13 protein-coding genes are annotated in these 23,916 nt (G+C 32.9%); 2 read left to right on the top strand and 11 right to left on the bottom strand.

Going from position 1 to position 23,916, the window contains the following annotated elements; translation table 11 throughout:
* Window positions 1–72 precede the first annotated feature (72 nt).
* Window positions 73–2,700, top strand: a complete 2,628-nt coding sequence (locus WAF17_RS17010; protein ID WP_338762153.1) for a CHAT domain-containing tetratricopeptide repeat protein — start codon at window positions 73–75, stop codon at window positions 2,698–2,700.
* A gap of 178 nt (window positions 2,701–2,878) precedes the next feature.
* Here the strand turns inward: WAF17_RS17010 and WAF17_RS17005 are convergent, their stop codons facing one another.
* From WAF17_RS17005 to tsaE, 7 genes are all read right to left on the bottom strand, one after another.
* On the bottom strand, window positions 2,879–4,702 hold the full coding sequence (locus WAF17_RS17005; RefSeq protein ID WP_338762151.1) for an acyl-CoA dehydrogenase family protein: 1,824 nt from the start codon (window positions 4,700–4,702) through the stop codon (window positions 2,879–2,881).
* A gap of 433 nt (window positions 4,703–5,135) precedes the next feature.
* The gene (locus tag WAF17_RS17000; RefSeq protein ID WP_338762149.1) at window positions 5,136–5,645 is read right to left on the bottom strand and encodes a cupin domain-containing protein; all 510 of its coding nucleotides are present in this window, start codon (window positions 5,643–5,645) and stop codon (window positions 5,136–5,138) included.
* A 244-nt stretch (window positions 5,646–5,889) separates the two neighbouring features.
* Window positions 5,890–6,762, bottom strand: coding sequence for a gliding motility protein GldN (gene gldN, locus WAF17_RS16995; protein WP_338762147.1), 873 nt, complete (start codon window positions 6,760–6,762; stop codon window positions 5,890–5,892).
* Window positions 6,763–6,857: 95 nt separating this feature from the next.
* Window positions 6,858–7,742, bottom strand: coding sequence for a gliding motility protein GldN (gene gldN, locus WAF17_RS16990; RefSeq protein WP_338762145.1), 885 nt, complete (start codon window positions 7,740–7,742; stop codon window positions 6,858–6,860).
* 166 nt (window positions 7,743–7,908) lie between these two features.
* Window positions 7,909–8,628 carry a DUF4230 domain-containing protein gene (locus WAF17_RS16985; protein ID WP_338762143.1) on the bottom strand — a complete coding sequence of 240 codons (720 nt, stop codon included), beginning with the start codon at window positions 8,626–8,628 and terminating at the stop codon, window positions 7,909–7,911.
* Window positions 8,629–8,693: 65 nt separating this feature from the next.
* Window positions 8,694–9,926 carry an alanine dehydrogenase gene (locus WAF17_RS16980; protein WP_338762139.1) on the bottom strand — a complete coding sequence of 411 codons (1,233 nt, stop codon included), beginning with the start codon at window positions 9,924–9,926 and terminating at the stop codon, window positions 8,694–8,696.
* A gap of 151 nt (window positions 9,927–10,077) precedes the next feature.
* On the bottom strand, window positions 10,078–10,566 hold the full coding sequence (gene tsaE, locus WAF17_RS16975; RefSeq protein ID WP_338762136.1) for a tRNA (adenosine(37)-N6)-threonylcarbamoyltransferase complex ATPase subunit type 1 TsaE: 489 nt from the start codon (window positions 10,564–10,566) through the stop codon (window positions 10,078–10,080).
* 267 nt (window positions 10,567–10,833) lie between these two features.
* Here tsaE and WAF17_RS16970 point away from each other — a divergent pair, with 267 nt between their 5' ends.
* Window positions 10,834–12,624: a PKD domain-containing protein gene (locus tag WAF17_RS16970; protein ID WP_338762133.1), complete on the top strand. Its 1,791-nt coding sequence runs from the start codon at window positions 10,834–10,836 to the stop codon at window positions 12,622–12,624.
* 89 nt (window positions 12,625–12,713) lie between these two features.
* On the opposite strand, the gene WAF17_RS16965 is transcribed toward WAF17_RS16970, so the two are convergent.
* The 4 genes from WAF17_RS16965 to WAF17_RS16950 all read right to left on the bottom strand — a co-directional run bounded on the left by WAF17_RS16965 (window position 12,714) and on the right by WAF17_RS16950 (window position 23,540).
* Window positions 12,714–15,134 (bottom strand): 7TM diverse intracellular signaling domain-containing protein, encoded by a 2,421-nt coding sequence (locus WAF17_RS16965; protein ID WP_338762131.1) that lies wholly within the window; start codon window positions 15,132–15,134, stop codon window positions 12,714–12,716.
* A gap of 123 nt (window positions 15,135–15,257) precedes the next feature.
* On the bottom strand, window positions 15,258–16,637 hold the full coding sequence (locus WAF17_RS16960; protein WP_338762127.1) for a hypothetical protein: 1,380 nt from the start codon (window positions 16,635–16,637) through the stop codon (window positions 15,258–15,260).
* Window positions 16,638–16,771: 134 nt separating this feature from the next.
* Window positions 16,772–17,623, bottom strand: coding sequence for a DUF2807 domain-containing protein (locus tag WAF17_RS16955; protein ID WP_338762124.1), 852 nt, complete (start codon window positions 17,621–17,623; stop codon window positions 16,772–16,774).
* A gap of 178 nt (window positions 17,624–17,801) precedes the next feature.
* Window positions 17,802–23,540, bottom strand: coding sequence for a PKD domain-containing protein (locus WAF17_RS16950; RefSeq protein ID WP_338762121.1), 5,739 nt, complete (start codon window positions 23,538–23,540; stop codon window positions 17,802–17,804).
* Window positions 23,541–23,916: the final 376 nt, after the last annotated feature.

Here is a 23,916-nt window from a genome sequence, read left to right as displayed (position 1 = left end):
TATTGGTTTGTGAATATTCGTTATTGTTGATTCAATCAATTTAATAATCAAACGCTACAAAATTATATCATTATGAAGTCTGTATTTTTGTTCACGCTCCTTTTATTTTTATCTCTTCTGATTAGCTTTCCTTCTTACAGTCAAAATAAAGAAGACCAAAACCGTTTGGATAGCTTAAATACTATTTTAGAAAGCCTTTCTTGGAAAGAATTGGATAGTATTGGTAAGGAATTAAGAGAGAAGTATGAATTAGATAAATCAAAAGTTTATCTCAAAAAAGCTCTTCAAGTAGCCAAAAAACAAAATGGAAAAGATAGTTTGTATATTGTTTCTTGTAAAGAATTAGGAGTTTTATATTATTATCAAGGAAATTACAAAAAAACTGAACCTCTTTGGTTAGAAGCGAAAGACTTACAAGAAAAAATACTAGGAAATAAAAATTTTGAATATGCTCGTATAACTGGTAATTTGGCTAGTGTGTATGTTTCTCAAGGTTTGTATCAAAAAGCAGAACCTTTATACATAGAAACTGGAGAAATAATAGAAAAATTACTAGGAAAAGAGCATTATGCTTATGCTATAGTCTGTAATAACTTGGCTGCCATATATTATAAACAAGGTTTTTATGAAAAAGCAGAACTCTTATTTATAGAAGCTAAAAATATACGAGAAAAAACATTAGGAAAAGAACATCCTGAATATGCTATATCTTGTAATAATTTAGCTGTTTTGTATGGAGAGAAACAAGAATTATATCAAAAAGCAGAGGCTTTAAATTTAGAGGCTAAAAATATAAGAGAAAAAACATTAGGAAAAGAGCATCCTGAATATGCCAGTTCTTGCACTAATTTAGCTATTTTATATCTTAACCAAGGTTTGTATCAAAAAGCAGAACCTTTATATATAGAAGCGAAAGAGGTAATAGAAAAAACATTAGGAAAAGAGCATCCTGATTACGCTGATTCCTATAATAATTTAGCTATCCTGTATTTTACACAAAAATTGTATCAAAAAGCAGAACCTTTATATAAAGAAGTAATACAAAATAAAAAAGAACAAATACAGCTATCATTTCCAACATTATCTGAAAGTGAAAAAGAAGCCTATTTTTCTAGTATTAGTTTCCTTTTTTCAAATTTTACAAATTTTGCTACCAAATACTACCCTCAAAATAAAAAAATAAGTCAAGACCTTTTTAACTATCAATTGTTTACAAAAGGAATAATATTCTCTTCTACTCAAAAGATGAAGGAACAGATTTTGAATAGCAAGGATTCTGTTTTGATAAATCAATATGAAGAGTGGAAAACAAAAAAAACAGATTACATCTCACTTATTCAAGCTCCAATTAGTGAGCGAGATAGTAGTATTAATTTAATAGAAATGGCTTCTCAAATCAATGAATTAGAAAGAGAGGTTTCTAAAAAGTCAGAGTTATTCAAATCAAATACAGACCAAAAAGAATACACTTGGAAAGATGTGAAAAACTCTCTTGATAAAAATGAGGCTACTATTGAAATAATTAGATTAGAAAAAAGAGATGTTGCCCAAAACCCAGATACGGTGTATGTTGCTCTCATCATTACAGATAAAACAAAAGTAAGTCCAGAGCTTCTAGCTTTAGAAAACGGAAACGAACTAGAAAATGATGCATTATCTTTCTATCAAAATAATATTGATTTTCAATTGGAAGATGAAGAATCATACAATCAATATTGGAAACCGATTCAAGACAAATTAGATGATCTTTCAAAAAACGGTTATTCCAAAATCTATTTTTCACCTGACGGAATCTATCACAAAATCAATCTCAATACACTCAAAAATCCAAAAACAAAGGAGTTTTTGGTAGAAGAACAAAACATTCAGCTTATCACAAGTAGTAGAGATTTGATAGAACGCAAAGAAAAAGGAATTAAAAATATTGATTTAAGTAAAAACTTTGCAGCATACAAAACCTATTTATTGGGTTATCCTGCTTACAACCTCAATGGAAAAGATACTTTAAAAATAAATGGAGAAGACCGAAGCCTGAACGGTTTGCAACGTGTAGTAGGGCAGCAAACAGTCGTTCCTATTTTGGAGGGAACAAAAGTAGAAACCAATCAAATCAATGATTTATTTGCTAAGAAGAATGTAAAAACGACACTTCTACAAAACAAAGAAGCAACCGAAGACAACATCAAAGAATTGGAAAACCCAACTATTTTACATATCGCTACACATGGTTTTTTCATCAATCAAATTCCAGAAAGCGAAGTAACAACCATGCAAGAAGCAGAAGATAGAAACCTTTTGAAAAATCCTTTTCTTAGAAGTGGTCTTTTGTTGGCAGGTTGTCAGAATCCACAAGTAGGAAAAGAAGATGGTATTTTATCAGCTGAAGAGGCTATGAATCTTAATCTTGACGAAACAGAATTAGTCATTTTATCAGCATGTGAAACAGGGTTAGGAGATATAGAGAATGGAGAAGGAGTTTTTGGGCTGCAAAGAGCCTTTCGTCAAGCAGGTGCAAAAACGCTTATCATGTCGCTTTGGAAAGTAAGCGATGATGCTACACAGCTTTTGATGGTTACTTTCTATAAAAACCTCTTGGAGGGAAAATCAAAACGTGAAGCCTTTAAGATTGCTCAACTGAAATTAAAAGAGAAATATTCAGAACCCTATTACTGGGGTGCTTTTGTGATGGTGGGAGAGTAAAACCAATTTAAAAATCTGATTTTAGAAGGTAGAAGTGAATGAAATAAAAATTAAATAAAATCTAACAAGAAATAGACTACTGTCTAACAAACATAAAAAAGCCTTATAAAATTTCTATAAAAGAAATCCTATAAGGCTTTTAATTTATGTAGAATTACAAACTAATTCTATAATTGACTTATGACCAAAGTTTGTAAGCATAATCATTTTTCTCAATCATCATATCAGCAATTTCATGACGAAGTTCACGCTGATTGATTGGTTCGTGCTTAGTAAAACGCTTTAAGCCCATCAAAAGAACACGCATTTCATCGCCTTTTACGAAACAAGAAATTGCTTCACGTCCTTTTGCTTCTAATTTATTTACTGCTAATTGAAGATACAATTTAGCTAGTTTTGCTTTTACTCCGTCAGCACTTTCACCGTGATGCTTAACTAATTTTTCAGCACGCATAATAGAAGTTTCTGCTGCATATACTTCAATAATCATATCAGCAACTGCCATAAGCAAGATTTGCTCGTCATTGAGTTTAGCACCAAATGTTTGAGCAGCTTTTCCAGCTACCATCAAAACAGCTTTTTTCATACGAGCGATAAGCTCTTTTTCTGAAGCAAATGCTTCTGTACGGTCAATATTTGCAGGAGTAGGCATTTGAAGAAGCTCTTTTCCTACTGCTTTTGCATGAGAGAGAATATCCAAATCGCCTTTCATTGCACGTTTCAAAATCATTCCTACCAAAAGCATACGATTAATTTCGTTCGTACCTTCATAGATACGTGCAATACGTGCATCACGATACGCACGAGCCATAGGAGCATCTTCTGAGAAGCCCATACCACCATAAATCTGAACGCCTTCATCTACACAATAGTCAAGTGTTTCTGAACCGTGAACTTTGGCAATTGCACATTCGATAGCAAACTCTTCTACACCTTTCAACTTAGATTCTGCTGCATCCATTCCTGAATTTCTCAAGTATGTAATACGATCATCAACATCTTGACCAGCTGCATAACACAATGATTCAGTTGCGTAATTACGAGCTGTCATTTCTGCTAATTTATACTTAATTGCTCCAAAAGAAGAAATAGGAGTATTAAACTGCTTACGCTCGTTACCATAACGAACTGAATGACGAATTACTTGACGACAACCATTAAGAACACCTGCGCCTAATTTGATACGACCAATATTCAAGATGTTTACAGCAATTTTGAAACCGTTGCCACGCTCAGAAAGCATATTTTCAACAGGAACAACTGTATCATTAAAGAATACTTGACGAGTAGAAGAACCTTTGATACCTAATTTTTGCTCTTCTTCATTCATTGTGATTCCATTGTAACCACGCTCTACAATAAATGCCGTAAGGTTTTTGTCATCTTCAATACGAGCAAATACAATAAGAACATCAGCAAAACCACCGTTTGTTATCCACATTTTTTGTCCTGTGATAGAATACGATTTTCCATCTTCTGACAAAACGGCTTTTGTTTTTCCAGAGTTTGCATCCGAACCTGCATCTGGCTCAGTCAAACAATAACATGCTTTCCACTCGCCTGTTGCAAGTTTAGGAATATATTTTTTCTTTTGCTCTTCATTACCATAATATAAGATTGGAAGTGTTCCAATTCCTGTATGCGCTCCATATGCTGTTGAGAATGAACCTGCCGAACCTACAACATCAGCAATAAGCATCGTTGTATTAAAACTCATTCCAAGCCCATCCAATTCTTCTGGAACACCAATTCCTAAAAGACCAAGCTCTCCAGCTTTAGTTAGAAGAGAAGGCATAAGCTCTGGGTCTTGCATTTTGTCGATTTTCTCTGCGATAGGAGTAATTTCCATATCTACAAAATCATCAGTAGCTTTCGCCATCATTTGCTGCTCCTCTGAAAATTCTTCAGGGATAAAAATATCTTCTGCTTTTGTTTCCTTAATTAAAAACTCTCCACCTCTTAGGGCTTCTTTCAATGCTTCTTGTTCTGCTACTTGTGACATATATTATTTGTTTAGGTAATAAAAACTCTTCTATTTATCTTATCTTCTTTTGCGTAAGTGAACAGAATGAATTTTTAAAATAGTTTATAGTATATTATTTTTTTGTATGACTTTACATACTGTGGTTCAATAATTTTTTGTTTAAAATTTATGTTTAACCAACTCATTATGAATTTGGTATGATAATAAATCAAAACAGAAATTTATTTGTATGCTTGCATACTATTCTGACAAATTTAATAAAATAAACGTATGCACGACGAATAATGTTAGGGAAAAGTGAAAAAAAATCGATTTTTTTTTAAAAATTTATGAATTAATTCTGTAAAAGACTTTTATTTAAGAATAAACTGCTCGTTAAGCTCTATTTTTTTGATAGAATAAGGTACAATTTAGAGATATAGTTAAATGACTTTAGGTCAGTTTGATTTTTTTACTGTCGTGTCAATTCTTCAATCAACTCTCTGTGTTTTGGATATTTTTTGGATAACTGATTAGAATATGCTAATTCAAAATCTTCAAAATCAAAACCAGGGGCGACCGTACAGCCTGATAGTGTAAATCCATTTGGGTTCTGACAACGTGAAGCAAACCAAACTCCAGCGGGAATAATAATTTGTGGAAATTGATTTTTATCGATATCTATGCCTAATACTTTTTCATGAAGATTGCCCAAATCATCAAAATAGAAAATAGAAAGTGGGTCTCCATCATAAAAATGCCAAAGCTCATCAGAAGCTATACGATGAAAAGCTGAAAAAGTAGAACCTGTAAGTAAAAAGTAAATAGCTGTACTATATGAACAATTACCAGCAAATTTTTCGGATAATGAACTTTTGGGAATAACTCCATCAGCACGATAATTTTCTGCATAATAACCTCCCTCGGGATGAGCTTGTAGGTTTAATTTTTCTATCCAATATTCTTGATTGTGATGATTCATTATTAGTTTTTTAATTGATGAAGTTGTTTAAGAATAGGTTTGTGTATTTGTTGGTGTCGCTACGCTAAAACACCAACAAAGGCTAGTTTTTTTTCCTTAGAATTGGGTTTACAAACATAATTCTAAGGAAAAAACTGCATTCTTAAACAACTTCGATAAATAATTATTTTTCTCCGTACAAATTCAGATATTAAAGTCTTTTATCCAACTTATCATAAAACCTAATAATTAGAAAAATAATAAATCAATAAGTCCATAAACAGCTCTCAAACTCTATCAGTTTCTCGTGGTATTGCATACATTTTATAAATGCCTCTCTTTTTCCATCATATTGGTCTTCAAAATATTCACCTTTAAAATTATCGTACTTGACAATATATCCATGAAAAAAACGAGAGTCAATAAGCGTTTCTAAATTGGGAATATGTCCATTACTTTTGGTAGTTTCTATGACTACATAATCTTCTTGAAGTGGACGATATAATTTTTCTATAATTTCTTTATAAGAAAAAGAAACTATTTTTTGTCTAAATCTATTTTTATTTGCAGGAAGAATGAGTGTAAAAGCAAGTACATCATGAATCATTCTTGAATGCTGAATATCCAAAATATAATCTTCTTTTATCTCTAAAATAGAAAGCTCTGAAAAATCAATTAGTTTTTGTATTGAATCATTTTCTTTAAAGTTATCAGAGTTAAATGCAAGTTTAGCTGTTTCTTCTACTTTCAAACTCTCTAAAAGGTCATTTTTTGATAGAACACTTTCTAATTTATCATCTCTATAAGGCGTGATTTTTCCATTTAAAGCATTTTCTATCAAAAATTTGGATAATTCATGACCAGCATACCAAAGAGGTAAATTAGATTTCTGCTTCAAGGAAACTTGTAACCAAATCGATTTTTGAAAAGCAATATGTGATTTCGGAATTGGGCGCAATGAAAAAGGATTTATTTCATCTTGAATAATCTTTTCTGTTTTTGGTTTTTCGATTCCAATGGCTGTTTCATTTGGGCGTGTTTCTGGACTTAATGCGCTTTGAGCTAAGCAAAAATTACTTGTACTCACAAAAAGTAAGACAAGTAATGGAGTAAAAGGATTATAAAATAGCTTTTTCATAATTGGTTGTTACAAGATTAGTGGTTGTTGGTGTTGTTATCGCTAAAACACCAACAACGGCAGGATTCGTAATTATTCCTAAGGGTCTAAATACATTAATTTTCCCACAAGTTACTTTCATATTCTATCATATTTGCTTGATAGTTTTGAGAAGCCAAAAGAGCTTCACGTTGGTCGTCATACATATCCATAATATGCTCGTCTTTTCCGTTGGCATATTTTATAAGTGTTCCATTTACAAGCATCAAATCAAAGGCTTCTTCTAAGTTTCGGTGTGCTTGATTGTTTCTTTCATTATAATAAATAGCTGAAGAGTTATCTCTGAAAAGATTCTGCACTAATTCTTTATAAGAGAACGTAGCAATGGTTTTTTCTAGTCCTGTCGCTGGGTTCATTTCGGCAGGAATAATAATACTAATTGTTTGAATATCATTTATCATTCGGCTGCGTGTTTTATCAAAAAATACGCTTGTTTTCATTTCTAACGTATAGAGTTGATTAGCATAAAATTCTTGTGCTTCTACTCCTTCTTCCTCTTCTGTTCCCCAACCTGTACCGTCATCCCACACAGAATTATTTTCTTGAATAAAAATATCTTCTTCTATATCATTATACTGTATTTCATCACTAGGAATTTGAATATTACTCAAAAACTCTTCTTGACTCATACGAGTTTTTAGCGAATCATTTTTGTAAGGGCGAATAATGCCAAGTTTTACAGCATCAATGATAAGTCCTGTAATTTCATTCCCTGCTGCAAAAAACGGACGGTTTTGTTTTTGTTTTAATGAAATTCTGTGCCAAACACTTTTTTGATACATAATATGAGACTCATGAACGGGACGAACCGAATTATGATTGTAACCATCGTTTGCATAATTTCCATATTCTTGTGCCTTCGAAAATGAAGTTATAAAAAGAGAAGAAAATAAAGACATAGAAAGTCCAGCCCACAAAATTGTTTTTGTTGATTTTTTCATTGCTATAAAAGTTAAATTGTTTTTTTTAGATTAAAAGAATTACAAAATAGAAATTCATTTTTGAATAAATAATCTCATGAGGTATTTTGTAGTTACACCCTTATAACGGAAGTTCTTTGTTTTATTGTATCGAATTTTGAAAAAATTTCTTTAGCTATTTTTTTGCTTACTCTTTATCTAAAGTTTTTGATTGAATTGTGGTTGGGTTATTCAAGATATTCTTCTCTTGCCTTTTGTCTTGAATACTTGTTTTATTCTCTAAATTTTCTTCTTCACTCATAGAAATAGGCTCAAAGGTTAGAAAAACAGTTTTTTTAGTAAGGTTTTCTAAAAGAGGTTTGAGCATCGTTTGTGCCATTGCTTGTGTCTGAATGAGTATTCCAGATTCTAAGGCTGCTTTTTCTATTTGTTTTTCGGCTTTTGCAAAGGCTTCTCCTACCAAATTATCATCTCCAATAAAAGGCACTGATTCAGAATCATAGACTTTAGATTTTTGATGGTCTATTTTGTAATAACATAATTCAGGAGCAGGTAAATGAACATAGACAGAATCTCCTACTTCGGTAATATCTTCACTTTTTATGCGTGTCAAATCCATACAACCAACAGCTTCGGCAGCTACAATCAATAAAACTCTTGAATCTAAAACAGAACTATATCCGTGCTTTTGCTTATGCTCTACAACATCTTTAAAATTATACTTTACAAGTTCTAACTTTCCTAACCCCTCTACTTCTTCCAAAACAGTTTTGAAGTTTGTTTCTGTAACGGTTTCTCTAGGTTGTAATAACTCTTTTGTATCTTTTCTGATAGTAATATAATACAACCCAAAGCCCAACAAAAGGACAATCAAAAGACCAGTAAGAGATTTGATAAAATTAGCCATATTTGATTACGGATTACGGATTACGGAAAATACAAATTTTAAACTACATTCAATAGGTAACTGAATTAAAGTCCTTTTTTTGCTGCTGCAATCAGACTAAGATCTTTAAAGCGCATATTGAATTTTTTACTTAGATGTTGATTTGTCAGACCTCCTTGATAACTATATACTCCTTTTGCAAAACCCATATCAGCATAAATCATTTCTTCTATACTTCCCAGCTCTCCAGCTCGTAAAAGCAATGGCGCAAAAATATTACTTAGTGCATTTGTTGCTGTTCTTGCTACACGAGAAGGAATATTTGGAACACAGTAATGAATTACATCATATTTTTTGTACGTAGGTTTGTGATGAGAAGTTGTTTCAGAAGTTTCGATACATCCTCCATAATCAATGCTGACATCAATAATTATAGAATTTGGTTTCATACGTGATACCATTTCTTCAGTAACTACCGACGGTGTTCTTCCATTTTCTGGTCGGATTGCTCCCACTACTACATCAGCTTCTTCTAAGGCAGACTTTAACGTTCCCAAATCAAAAATAGAGGTAGAAAGGTGAGGCTGCAAAAGGTTATATTTTATTCTACGAAGCATCGGAACACTACTATCAAATACTTTTACACTTGCTCCGAGCCCTAAAGCTGTTCTGGCTGCATATTCTCCAACTGTTCCCGAACCCAAAACAACCACATTCGTAGGCGCAACTCCTGTAATTCCTCCTAAAATAATTCCTTGTCCTTCGTTTGCACTACTCAAATATTCTGCTGCAATAAGCATAACGGTACTTCCTGCAATTTCACTCATCGAACGCACGACAGGCAGACCACCCTCTTTGTCTTGAAGCATTTCATAAGCAATAGCCGTAATTTTTTTACGATTAATAGCGTGAAGATATTCAGGTGTTACATTGGCTAAATGAAGCGTCGAAATAAGTGTTTTTCTTCCTTGCATTTCTTCTAGCTCTTTCAATGTAGGAGGCGCAACTTTCAAAACAATTTCGGATTGAAAAACCTCTTTCGTAGAATATTTTATTTGCGCTCCTGCATCACTATATTCGTGGTCTGTATATTTACACTTTTCACCTGCACCTGTTTCTATCACTACTTCGTGTCCGTTAGCTACCAACAAACGAACAGCTTCTGGACGCATCGCCACCCTAAACTCATCTTGATTGGTTTCCTTTGGGATTCCGATAGTGAGTTGTTGATTGCGCTCACGCACTTTGGCAAGCATTTCTTGAGGTTGATAATACTCGTACTGTTGTACTAATTTTTTGATGGCATCGTCTTGACTCATAAACTACGGAACAATTACGACCTGTCAAAGCGACGAAGTCAATTAAAAATTATGACCTGCCAAAGAGGCAAAGCCAATTACGAATTATAACAATAACTCGTTGCTTGAAAGAAATTGGTATTATTTTTTACCAAACTCTTATCTGATAAAATTACTTTTCTATACTTATCTTAAAAATACGTGAATCAGTTATTTGATTTACTTCTATATCTATCTGCAAATATTCTTTTGGTAAAAAAGGCTCTATTTTGGAAGCCCATTCTATAAAACAATAATTGCCATTTTCTTCTGCTTTTTCAAAGTATTCTTCTATTCCTAACTCCAAAACTTCATTAGGGTTATTGATTCTATAAAAATCACAATGATAAATCAGTTGAGCATCTTTATTATCACTTGTAGAATAGTTTCCTTCATATTCATTTATAAGTGCAAAAGTAGGACTACTAACCGTTTCATTTACGCCTAATACTTCACAAGCAGCTTTTGTAAAAGTAGTTTTTCCTGCTCCCAAATCTCCTTCTAATATCCAAATACGTGTATTTAATTTATTTGCTATATCAATAATTTTTTGAGCTATTTCTGGCAATTCAGAAACAGAAGTACATTCAAGTAGTGTAGAATCAGTAAAAGAGCTAGTCATTTTTAAAGAAAAAGTAGAACAAAAACAAGTTAAAATCAAATTTTTATCGAAGATACACAGAATTTGAGAATTTTGAATTGAATCTTAATTAAATTTTCTGATATAGCATAAAAATCATTCTCTTTCTTTGCTAATAGAGCCTTTAAAACATTTTTATTCCGTTTTTCGTAGAATTAGAAATAATGAAAAACTAATTACCTCCTCTATATTACTCTTATACGATATAGGCATTATTCAAATTTACCTTTTAAAAATAAATCTATTTTTATGAAATCAAACCATTTTTTAACGACCCTAAAAGGAATATTTTTTTCCTTTATTTTGCTCTCCTTTATTGTAGGCTGTTCTAAAAAGGACGAAGAAGAAGAAACCCCAGCAGCTCCTACGGTCGAATTTTCATTTGCCCCTGTTAGTCCGAAAGTAAACGAAGCTGTTACTTTTACTACGACAAGTACAAATGCAACTTCTTTTGCTTGGTCAGCAGCAGGAACAAGTTTTAGCTCTACTGAAAAAAACCCAACATTTACTTTTACAGAAGAAGGCGATTTTGAAGTACAACTAGTAGCCACAGGAGAAGGTGGAAGTGTTACAGCCACTAGACCAATTAGTATTGCTCCAGCTGATGTTACTGCTCCTGCGCCAGTTGCAGCTTTTAGCTTCTCGCCAACCAGTCCAGAAGCAGGAGAAGAGGTAACTTTTACAAATGAAAGTACAAATGCAACTTCTTATCAATGGTCAGCAGAAGGAACAAGTTTTAGTTCGACAGAAGAAAATCCGAAATTTACTTTTGATACAGCAGGAGAAATTGATGTAAAATTAGTAGCCACAGGAGAAGGTGGAACAAATGAAACTACTCAAAAAATTACAGTAAGTGAAGTCGTACAAACTCCACCCGTTGCAGCGTTTAGTTTCTCGCCAACTAGTCCACAAACAGGAGAAGAGGTAACTTTTACAAATGAGAGTACGAATGCAACTTCTTATCAGTGGTCAGCAGAAGGAACAAGTTTTAGTTCAACAGAAGAAAATCCGAAATTTACTTTTGATGCAGCAGGAGAAATTAATGTAAAATTAGTAGCGACAGGAGAAGGTGGAACAAATGAAGTTACTAACAAAATCACGGTAACAGCATCAACACCAGCACCAGTTGCAGCGTTTAGCTTTTCGCCAGAAAATCCAAAGGCAGGAGAAGAAGTAAGTTTTACAAATGAGAGTACAAATGCAACTTCTTACCAATGGTCGGCAGAAGGAACAAGCTTTAGTTCGACAGAAGAAAATCCAAAATTTACTTTTGATACAGATGGTGTAGCTAATGTAAAATTAGTAGTTTCTAATTCGACAGGAACAAGTGAAACAACAACAAGCATAACGATAGCCCCAGCATCTGGAGGTGGTGGTGGAAATACAAATCCTTGTAACTTGCCTGAATGTTATATAGAGAAAACAACAACAACTTCATCTGGATTTACAACTACTGTAACATATGCGTACACAACAGTAAATGGAACTAAGCTAATTTCTTCTATTACTACAGCTAGTATTGCAGGAAATTTGGTTACAAGCTTCCAATATGACGCACAAGGAATGAAGACAAGAACAGAAACAAAACTTGGAGGTACTTTACAAAATTATACTGAATTTGAGTATAGCAACAATAATCAAACTGTAAGAGGAAATAACTATGATGCAGCAGGAACTCTTACAGATTATACGATTGATAATTATGATGCAAATAATCGTTTAGTTCGTACAGAAAGTTATACTGCAGCAGGTACTTTAACTGGTTACACAGTTTTTTCTAACTTCTTAGCTATTGATGGAAGTTTTCCACAACTTAATGAAACTTTTGACGCAAACGGTACTCTTACTCAAAGAGATATACTTACATATCAAGATTGTCAGCTTATAAAAACTGAATCTACTGACGGAAGTGGAACAAGTATAGGTGGAGTAAATAACACGATTGATGCAAGAGGTTTATTGCGCACTAGTGTTGCTACAATCATTGCAGGTGGAACTACAATTGTTTCAAATTCGCAATACCAATATGATTGTGATTAAGAAAATTTGAAATAATTTTATTTTACTACAAGAAAAAGTCTAACTGAAAAATTATCAGTTAGACTTTTTTATTGATTTTATGTCTCTCTTTAAGGTTCAATTTGAAAACCTACTACGATTACATCATCGATTTGTTTTTCTCTTCCTTTCCAGTCTTCAAAATGTTGTGCAAGTAATTGTCTTTGTCTTACCATTGGTTCATTATGAATCTCTAAAAGAAGTTTTTTGAATCTTTTTATCATAAACTTCCTTCCTTGCTCTCCTCCAAATTGATCTACATATCCATCAGAAAATATATAAAATGAAGTTGGTTTGGTAATATCAATTTGATGTGCAGTATATGAATTTTCAGCATTGGTTTGAAAACCTCCTACCGAGTGTTTGTCTCCTTTTATCTCAAGCATTTTGCCATCTTGAACATATAAAAGAGGACGTTTTGCTCCTGCGAACGTAACATTATTTTGCTCCAAATCAATTACACAGATAGAAATATCCATACCATCTTTATTCTCCGTACTGGATTGTCGTAATGCTCTTCGAATCTGTCCATGTAAACGACTTAGGATAGAGTCAGCCTTTGTAACACCTTGTAAATTAACAATTTGATTGAGATAGGAATCTCCTAAAATAGACATAAATGCCCCTGGTACGCCGTGTCCTGTACAGTCGGCAGCAGCTAAAATGATTTGATTTTCTTTTTGAGCAAACCAATAAAAATCTCCTGATACAACATCTCTTGGTTTGTAGAGAACAAAGCAATTTGGAACACTACGTTTAAAAGAGCGTAAATCAGGCAAAACTGCATCTTGAATACGCCTTGCATAGTTGATACTAGACGTAATGTCGCTATTTCGTTTTTCCATCAATCCTTTTTGTTCCATCAAACTAGTATTGATAGCTTCTATTTCCTCTTTTTGTTGTTCTATTTCTACCGTTCTTTGTTTTACTTTCTTCTCTAAAAGACTTGTCGTTTCCTTTTGTAATTCTAAGTTTTCAGCTAATGCATCTGACTTTTCTCTTTCCAAACGATTGACTTGATAACCAATACCGAGTGCATAGAAAACAAGTTGAACTACTACTCCACCTTGAAACAGATACATGAATATGTCTGAATCAACGAAAGAATCTACTTGTGCATTTATTAAATAAGAGAGAGCGTAAAAAATACCCCCAACAAATAGTCCACTTGTAGCAATTAGATAATAACGAGCAGCAGAATAACCTTTTCTAAGAGCTAAAACACCCAGTATAAAGCCTAGAATAGTAGAAATGATTCCTATCAAAACAATAACTAATAAGGCGTATTTATATAAGCTAAAATTATTGCTCCAAATAGGATATTGTAAGAATAAATGGTCTGCAATAAATATAATTACAGCCACCACTAAGGTATAATTTATTATTTTGATAAAATTATCCCACTTGGGCAACAACTCCCTTATATTTAAGAAACTTTTCAAGAAAAGAAGCCCTCCTCCAATCATAAAAAGATGAGAAATAACAATGAAGGAACGAATAAGATGATGTGAGGTTGGAAATAAGAAATAGATATATCTATAATAATAAAAAACATTTAGTTGAATACCTAGAATCATTATTACATAATATAAATATAATTTATCTCTGATAATAAAGAATAGTAATAGATTATAAAAAGCCATTACCCACAAAACACCTTGAAAAATACCTTGAGCATACGTAAATTCTTCAGCTCCTTTACTTACACTTGCAGCATCTCCTAAAGAAGCAAAAATGAGTTTGGGATGAAAACGAAGTTCATTGGAATGTAGGCGAATATAAACAACAACTTCTTCTTGAGCAGCAACATCAATATAAAAATAATTACGCCATTGTTTTATTGGCTTTTCTTTGGGGTCTATCTCTGTCCCTGAGCGTTCTATATGGAAAGCATCATCTTCGACAGAACGATAAAATATAATCTCTGACCAAGCTTCGAAAACAGAACCAATCTGTAAGGCTACTACCTCATCTCTCAAGCCATTTCCAACTAACTTCAAACGTAGCCAATAATATCCTCCTACTTCTATATTTGAGGAGTTAATAGTATTGGGAGAAAATAAATTCACAGGATTATTTACTATTTCTTCAATGGCTATTTTTCCATCTGTAGTATCTTTCCAAACACCTATATTTTCTCCAATATTGATATAGTTCTCTTCTTTGATGGGAATTTTTAGAGGTAAAATATACTTAAAAGCTAAGTTATTTTTTTCAGATACAAAATAATTATATTCTTTTTTGTTTTTATCCTTATAAAAATTAATTAATGAATCTAAAATGGAAAACTGACGTAGTGAGTCTGATTCAGTGATTTTTGATTTACTTGTTATTTCTTTAAGTTCTCTCTTCAAGTTTGAAATAGACATTGTCTCCTTCGAAAGAGAATCTGAAAACAAAACAGTCGTATCTTGCTGACCATATACATTAACAAATGCGAATAGGTTTAGTAAAAACAACAGTAAAAAAAACCATAAAAAGCCTTTCGGCATAATATAAAGGGGTTATGGGCGTAAGTAGTATAAGTTTATGTCATTAAAAGTTTTTTTATAATAGTTAGGATTCTAATTAAAATGAAAAAAATATTTTAAATTTTAATTCTGCCTTCTTTATTATTAGTTACTTTCTACTAAAATATTTTTGTTAATTAATTTTTCTAATGCACTTATAGGAATATTTGTTTTTAGAATCTCTAATTCAGAGCTAGAATCAATAGAAACAGGGGAGTTACTATCATTTTCTGATGCCTGATTAGCTTGATTATTTTCGGTAACAAACAAATATAACTTTTTTGGAACAGAAAAATAAGTAATTATTTCGAAAAGTAGGTCAGATACAGGAAAAAAACGATAAGTATATTTATCAAACAAGGTTTTTTTCTCGTTTTTCTTATCATTTTTATTGCTTTCGATAAGCGCAAAACGTGCTTCATTAAAAATATAACTAGCATTTAGCTGTTCTTTTTGTACTTCTACTTTTGATGTCATTGGTTTTTGAAGCTGCCCAAAAAATTTATTCACAAAAATCCATCCCTCCCATTGACTTACCTGTTCAATGTCTTTTTTGTTCTTACAAATTTCTTTTTCCAAACTAGTATATAATTCTTGCATTGTTTGTACTGCAAATTCTTCTTTTGAGATTACTTCTTTTTCTGTTTTTTTATCTTCAAAGTTGGGTGGATAAATAACAGGTAAAAATTCAAACTTTCTCTTCAAACTGAACTCTATTTTTTCATTTACTCTATTTGATATAACTGGAACAATTGGAACTTTACAAAGATAGGATAAGAAAGCAATTCCTTGTTTTACTAGTAGATTTTCTCCTAAGAATTTTACTCTGACAGTATTTTCTTTTTCTTTCTTTACGCTATTTGTCCCCGTATTTCCATCTGCATACACAATCAATGATTTACCTTTTTTGAGCATTTTGATTGCTTGCCAAATGCCTTTTTTTTCTTCTACATTTATGAGTTGCATTTCTGATTTTACATTTGTTTTACGTTCGTTTTCTATACGTTTGCATAATATTTTATGTCCTTTCGAAAAACTTTCTGCCTTTCTATCCATCAAATTTTGATTTAATAAGAATCCAAAATCTAAATCATTATATGTAAATAAAGTAGGAAGCAAAGAATAAGAACCCAAGTGAAAACAACAAAATAAAAAGGGTTTTCCTTCTTTAGACTTTTGCAGAATATCTTTGTTTTTTGTCGTATCAAAGAACTCAAAGTGTGGAGCAAAAAGTGTAGGATTTTGCTCTTCTATATTCAGTAGTTGAAGATTGAATAATAGTTTTTCAAAAATTATTTTGTGTTTAGGATAGGGAATTTGAGGCATCAGACGAGAAATATTTGCTGACACATAGGCAAATAAAAGATTATTCTTTTTATAAAACTCTTCTTTATCTTCTTTCTTATCAAAATTGAAATCTTTTCTCAGACTTTCTAATTCCTCAACAAGTAAAGATATATTTTGAGAAGGTAAGCTAGTATTCATTGGTAGAGATTCATCAAGAGTTTTTAATAAAAAAGCATAACCTTTTCAGAAGATTATGCTATAAATTACAAAATTATTTTGACTATTTAAAAAAACTATCAATTTTATTATTTGAATAATCCTACTTTATTACACTACTCTACTTTTTCAATTTTACCTGAACCTGATACATTCCATTGAACTCCTGCATTACCTTTTACACGGACGATTCCACTTCCACTTACTTGTGCATTTAGGGTTGCTTGTGAAGGAGTATTTACATCATCTGTCGCTGTTAGTTCAATAATTCCAGAACCAACTATTTCTGCTGTACTTGTCAGGACAGGTAATAAAAATGCTTGGATATTTCCAGAGCCACTAACATTTAGAGCATTTTCTGCAGCTGTTCCTCTGAAAAGAATAGTTCCTGAGCCTTCAAGAATAGCAGTTACTTTATTTGCTACCTCCAAATCCAATTCAATATCTCCAGAACCTTTTAGTTTTGCAGTACAATTTCCTGTTGTTATGACAGGATTATTTGGTGTCGTACGGATATTACCTGAACCATTTAAAATAAATTCTAAATTTTCTATATTCTCTGCATTGCTAATACGAGCTATATCTTGCAAAATAATATTTCCAGAACCACTCAAAACAATTTGAGAAAGCACTGGAGTACGAACCTCAATGATTACCTCTTCATTGGTATTATAGCATTCGTCATTGTCAATAATAAGGCTATTTCCTACGATATTTGTTTGGATAAGGTCAATGATATTTTCTTGTGCTGAAATAGATACAGACTGTGTTTTGATACTAGAATCTTGAAAAATATTTACAGTAAAACTTCCTTTCGATTCGATGGCTTCAAATGAAGAAACTATTCTACTTTGAGTTATTACTTCTCCCTGCCCATCTTTACAAACACTATCAACTAGGCTACAAGAAGTTGAAAAAAGAAGTAACATTAGGAAAGGTAAGAGATAGATTTTGAAGTGATTTTTCATTATAAATATTGTTTAGTGTTTTTTGTTATTAATGAATAAGCTTGCTTTTAAGACGTATTTATAGCAGTATCGTCTTATTTTATTAAGTAAAAAATGCCTTTTTTAGAGAAATTTAACTTTAAAAAATCCCTTCAAAACAAATTTGAAGGGATTTTTCTGTTACTATATTTTCAGCCTTTTACTGCAAAACATGAATCCAACCTCTACATGTATCTCCATCAGGAGAAGTTAAGTAGTAATAATACATAGCTGGTTTGGCTTTACTTCCCCAGTCGTTGTTGTAGTCATCGGCCGAGAAAACTTCTGTTCCCCAACGGTCATAAATTTGAAGTTTCCAACCTGCATTTGCTTTGTCTAATACAAAAGTCTCATTCAATCCATCTCCATTTGGTGTAATTACATTAGGAGGCAATACATTATCAACGGTAACTGTTGTGGTCTGTTCTTGGTCGCAAACTCCGTTCGAAGCCTTCAAAGTGATTGTATAAGTTCCTGCTTCTGTATAAGTATATTCTGTTGGGTTTGAGACATTGATAGTTTCTCCATTTCCTAAATCCCAAATCCAATCGCCACTTCCAGTATTTTTCCCATTAAAAAGAATCGTTGCTGGTGCGCCACACTCAGGCGAATGTTGAATATCAAAATCAAGAACCAACTTATCAACTACTGTAACCGTAACCGTACTATCTGTAAAACAACCTCCATCAAGGTTAGAAATTCGAACATTATAGATAGTTGTCTGGTCTGGCGAAGCAATTGGATTTCTGATAGTTGGGTCGCTCAATCCTGTTGCTGGTGTCCATTCAAAAGCATTTCCACCTTCTACATTAAGCTGTGCATTTTCACCTCTACAAATTGTTGGGCTTTCAGGCATTTTGATTGATGACAAGAATATATTATTATCATCAATGACTGAATTTGCGTCATTTTGTGTGGAATCTTGACACAGCGAATTTTCTACTCTTAATGTAATTGGATAAACACCTTCACTAGCATATTGAAAAGAAGGAGGATTGCGAAGCGTTGAGGTTCTTCCATCTCCAAAATCCCAAAAGAAAGAAGTTGCTCCTACCGAATTATTTACTATTTCTACAATTGGTATCTTATCACATCTATCTAAAATAATAACATCAAAATCAGGCTTTAATTCTTCCAAAACAGTAATTGTTACTTCTTCTTCTTTGATACAACCACTTGCAGTTGTGATACTGACTGTATAGGTTGTCGTTTCGGTAGGTGAAGCAATTGGATTTGCAATAGTTGGGTCGCTCAATCCTGCTGTTGGTGTCCATTGATAAGAAATGCCACTTCCAACTTCTAAAGGTAAAGACTGACCTAAACAGATAGAATTATCTGGAGAGATAAAGAAATCGTTTGTAAAGTAATCAAGTTCTTTAACAAGAGAATCTGAACAAGCAATATTATTTAATATCAATTTGATTCTATATTTTCCATCTGTGCTATATGCTATATTTGTAGGATTTTGTGCTGTTGAAGTTTCTCCATTTCCAAAGTCCCAAAGATAAGAAGTTGCTCCAACGGTATTATTTATTATACTAATTGTTGGAAATTCGGCACACTCATTAGATTGCACAATGTCGAAGTTTGGAACTATCTCTTCTCCAACTACTATTTCTACTTGACGCTCTTCTTGGCAACCGTTACTTCCTGTTACCTGTACAGTATAAACAGTTGTTTCGGTAGGTGAAGCAATTGGATTTCCGATAGTTGGGTCGCTCAATCCTGCCGTTGGTGTCCATTGATAAGAAACTCCTCCAGTTACATTAAATTGCACAGATTGTCCAGTACAAATTGTAGCATCATCCATATCATAAACGAAAGTATCTTCAGTAATTACAATTTGTTTTTCGATTGAATCTATAGGGTTACACGCCTCACTTTCGATGATTAATTTTATAGTATATGTTCCTGCTACATAATTTTGAATAGTTGGATTTTCTTGCGTAGATGTTTCTCCATTTCCAAAGTCCCAAAGGTAAGAATCAGCTCCAACTGTATTATTTACAAGTTCTATTTTGCCTATTTCAGCACAATCAGTAGATTGCACAATATCAAAACTTGGAACTATTTCTTCTCCAACTACTATTTCTACTTGACGTTCTTCTTGACAGCCATTGCTTCCTGTTACCTGTACAGTATAAACAGTTGTTTCGGCAGGAGAAGCAATTGGATTTCCAATAGTTGCATTGCTTAATCCTGTTATTGGTGTCCATTGATAAGAAGCTCCTCCAGTTACATCAAACTGTACAGATTGTCCTTCACAAATTGTAGTATCTTTTATGTTATAAATAAAAGCATCTTGAGTAATTACAATTTGCTTTTCGACAGAATCTTTGTCGTTACAAGATTCACTTTCAGTTACTAATTTTATGATATATGTTCCTGCTGTATAGCTCTGAACAGATGGGTTTTGTTGTGTAGAGGTTTGTCCGTTTCCAAAGTCCCAAAGATAAGAATCAGCTCCAACTGTATTATTTACAAGTTCTATTCTACCAGCTTCATTACAATCAGTAGATTGTACAATATCAAAGTTTGGAATCATTTCTTCTGCCACAACCACTTGAATTTGACGTTCTTCTTCACAACCACTACTTCCTACTACTTTTATTGTATAAGTTGTTGTTTCAGTAGGTGAAGCAATCGGATTTCCAATAGTTGCATCATTCAATCCTGTTGCTGGTGTCCATTGATAAGAATCTCCTCCAGTTACATTAAGTTGTACAGATTCTCCAAAACAAATTGTGGTATCTGATGAAAAATTGAAATCAAATGTATCTGTATCAATCACAAATTGTCTTTCAACGGTATCTTTAGCATTACAAAGTGCATTAGTAGCTATTAATCTAATTGTATAAGTTCCTGATGAATAACTTTGAGTTGGTGGATTTTGTGCTGTTGAAGTTTGTCCATTTCCAAAATCCCAAAGATAAGAAGTAGCATTTTGACTGGTATTGATAATACTGACAGTAGAATCTCCATCACAAACATCTCCAAGCGTCAGACCAAAACTAGCAATGAGTTCTGGCAAAACAGTTACCGTAGTGGTAAGATTTCCACGACAACCTGCTGCTGTTTCTGTCGTTAGTGAATAAGTTGTAGTGGTGGTCGGACTTGCAATAGGGTTTGCGATGGTAGGGTCAGATAATCCTGTTGTTGGTGTCCAAAGATAATTCACTCCTCCAGTAGCTTCTAATTGTGTTGATTCTCCTCTACAAATAGTTACATCAGGTGAAATAGTAAAATCAGCAGGTGAAACAACAATTTCAAGATAAGCTGTATCTTTCTTAATACAAAGAATAGGGTTGGTAGCTATTAATCTAACTTGATACGTTCCTGCAACATCAAATGTAAAAGGAACATTATCGTCTTGTGTAGAAACTCCTAAACCTCCAAAATCCCATTCATAGGTAACTCCTTCAACACTTTGATTTACAAACGTAGTTGAAAAAGGAACACAGCCACTAAGCACTCCGTCATTCGTATCGAAATCAGCTTTTAAGATGCCCATTTCTATTTTGAAGGCTGCATTATTACAATTACTAGAATTATTTTGATTAGAAAATGCTCCAGGGGTAGTAGTAAAACCACTTCCACTACATGCACAGACAGCTTGATAGATAGTTCCTGTTTTTTTATCAAAACGGCTTGTTCCTCCATCTACATGTTCCCTTCCTTCTCCACTTCCTCCAAAGAAACTTCCATAGACTAAACTTTGAGCATTCTCATCCAAAATCATTGTATAAAAATCATTTCCATCTGTCGTACTTTGCAACGCATTAGAAGTAATAGGCAACCCTGTTGTATTGATGTTTGATAAATAGTTTGAAGGTCTTCCTTGATAAATTCTAGGGCTTCCCCAACCTGCCAAATAGATATATCCACAGTCATTTACCATAAAAGCCGTAGGTGTAATATTAGGCTCAAAGTCTTGGCTTCCAATAGTTGTTGCCCAAACAATATTATTAAGATTAGAAGATACTTTACGAATAAATAATCCACCTCTAGCATTAGAATATACGCCTGATGTAACAGGCTGAGAGCCTTGTGTCTGTCCAAAAATATAGACAGAACCACTCTCATCAACATCTACATAATAGGCTTGGTCATAGAATGGAGTTCCTAAATAACTTGCTCCTTGCCACGCAAAATTAGAAGCATAACGAACTATAAAACCATCTATTTCTCCTCTATAATTACTTTCCATTGTAGCTGCGTGTGTAATCAAGTCATTACTCAATGTTCCACCCACTACATAAATATCTCCTCTTTGTGAAAGTTGGATTCCAAAAGCAGCATCTATGCCATTTCCTCCAATATATGTACTCCATAAAAGTGAACTTAGCGTAGGGTCAAATTTTGCGCCTACCCCTTCTTGTCTTCCTTGAAAAGTGGTTCGGTGTGCTGAGACTAATGGAAAATTATTTGAGTTGGTCGTACTGGCAATGTAAATATTATCTAAATTATCAATATTTATCTCTGCTCTAATCTCATCTCCGTAATTTTTGACCAAAGGATTATCCACAAAAACATCAAAACCAAGAGAGTTGATTCCATCATTGCCCTGCCCACCCAAAAAAGTAGAACCTACAAGTCTAGTTCCACTTGAGTTAAGCTTAGACACAAAAATATCAGAGCCATTATCAAAATCATAGCCTATTACACTTGTATTTGTCCCTCCATCAAATGTATTATCATAAGAGCCAGAGGTCGTAGGAAAGTTTGAAGAACCTGTCGTACCTAATATTATCAACTCGTTTCTACTATTTACAACCATACTAGAAGGAACATCTGAAGAACTTCCACCTAAAAAAGTAGCATAAAAAATACCTGTTCCTTGTGAGTTGTATTTCAAAATAGCTACATCTACTTCTCCCCCAAAATCAACGTCAAAAGCTCCAGTTGTAATGGGAAAACCACCACCAAAAGAAGTACCTCCAGAATATAAATTTCCTGCATCATCATACGTAGCTGTATTTCCCCAGTTGTCTGAAGAAGCTCCTGAAAAAGTAGAAAAAATCAAGATTGGGTCAATAATAAGTTCATATTTTTTATTATAGCCTTCTGGAAACTCAAAAGTAACTTGAGGAGATTTACCTTTTTTATTATCTTTTGCATATTTAAGAACAAACTTTGAAGGAACTTCTACTTTCTTTCCATCAATAATTTGATAGGAATAAGGAGCTTGTTCGATAACTTCATTGACAGACGTTTGGATATGCAAATGCCCACTTTCCAAACTTACTTTATCAGCATACTTATAATTCATTCCTATTTTTGAAGGGTTTGCACCAGCAGAAACAATAAAATCATATTTTAGATTATCTTCCTTCAAATATAAATGAAGGTCAATATTTGGATATAAATCTTTGTAAGTAAGTTCTCCAAAGCCTCTTGTATTCTCTGCCCATCTACTAGGGTCATTTCCTAAAATATAATTAAATTTGGTTTCATTGACCTGTTCAGAAATAATCTGAGGAGAAGGATTAGAGTTTTCGAACGCTACCTCAAAAGAATGTGCTTTTATGGTAGAAGAAATTTCTTCATTAGGCTCGTGTCCTTCATGTTCTTCTTCTCCATGAGCATGTATCAATTTTAAAGCATTCGCATCGTAGAAAGAATATTGTAAAGAGTTTTGACGAATAAATAAAAAGCCTGACGGAATACTTGCTCTATATTTTACCACATCATCCCATTGATTTTTATTCTCTATAAAAGTAAGTGGTGTTTTCGCCTTTGGAGCGTTCATAGCTGCTTCTTTTGTATGGTTGTGCTTATCAGAAACAGAATGATTTGAGAAAGGAGAGTTTATATTGTCTTGTGCAAAGGAAGCAAAAGGCATTAAACAAATTAGCCAAACCAAAGACAAGAGAAGAAACGAAAAGAGATTTTTTTTCATTTGTAGAAAGAATTGAACGACTTTAGATTAAAAATTAATCAAAAATCAAGTAAAAATACTATTTTATAATAATTGTTAAAAGGCTAATTTTATCTCAAAATTGAGATTATTTAGTTTTTAATCAATCTATTTTTAGTGAGTTATAATTTTGATTTTCAGAAGAGTAATAGAGCTAATAGTATCAAAAAAACGAGTTATTTGAAAATACCAGTAGCTTATATATAAAAACTCTGAATCAGAAGGTATAAGTAGATTTGAAATTCTATTATATCAACCTTCAAAAAAGCATATAACAAATATAGTCATTTTCTAATATCGTTTCTACAAAGACGATATAGTTTTGTGAAATGCTTCTTTAATTTTATTTGTTTTTATA

This window comes from Bernardetia sp. ABR2-2B (assembly GCF_037126435.1).
In the GTDB taxonomy this organism is placed as follows: domain Bacteria; phylum Bacteroidota; class Bacteroidia; order Cytophagales; family Bernardetiaceae; genus Bernardetia.
This window is presented reverse-complemented; position numbering and strand designations above follow the sequence as displayed.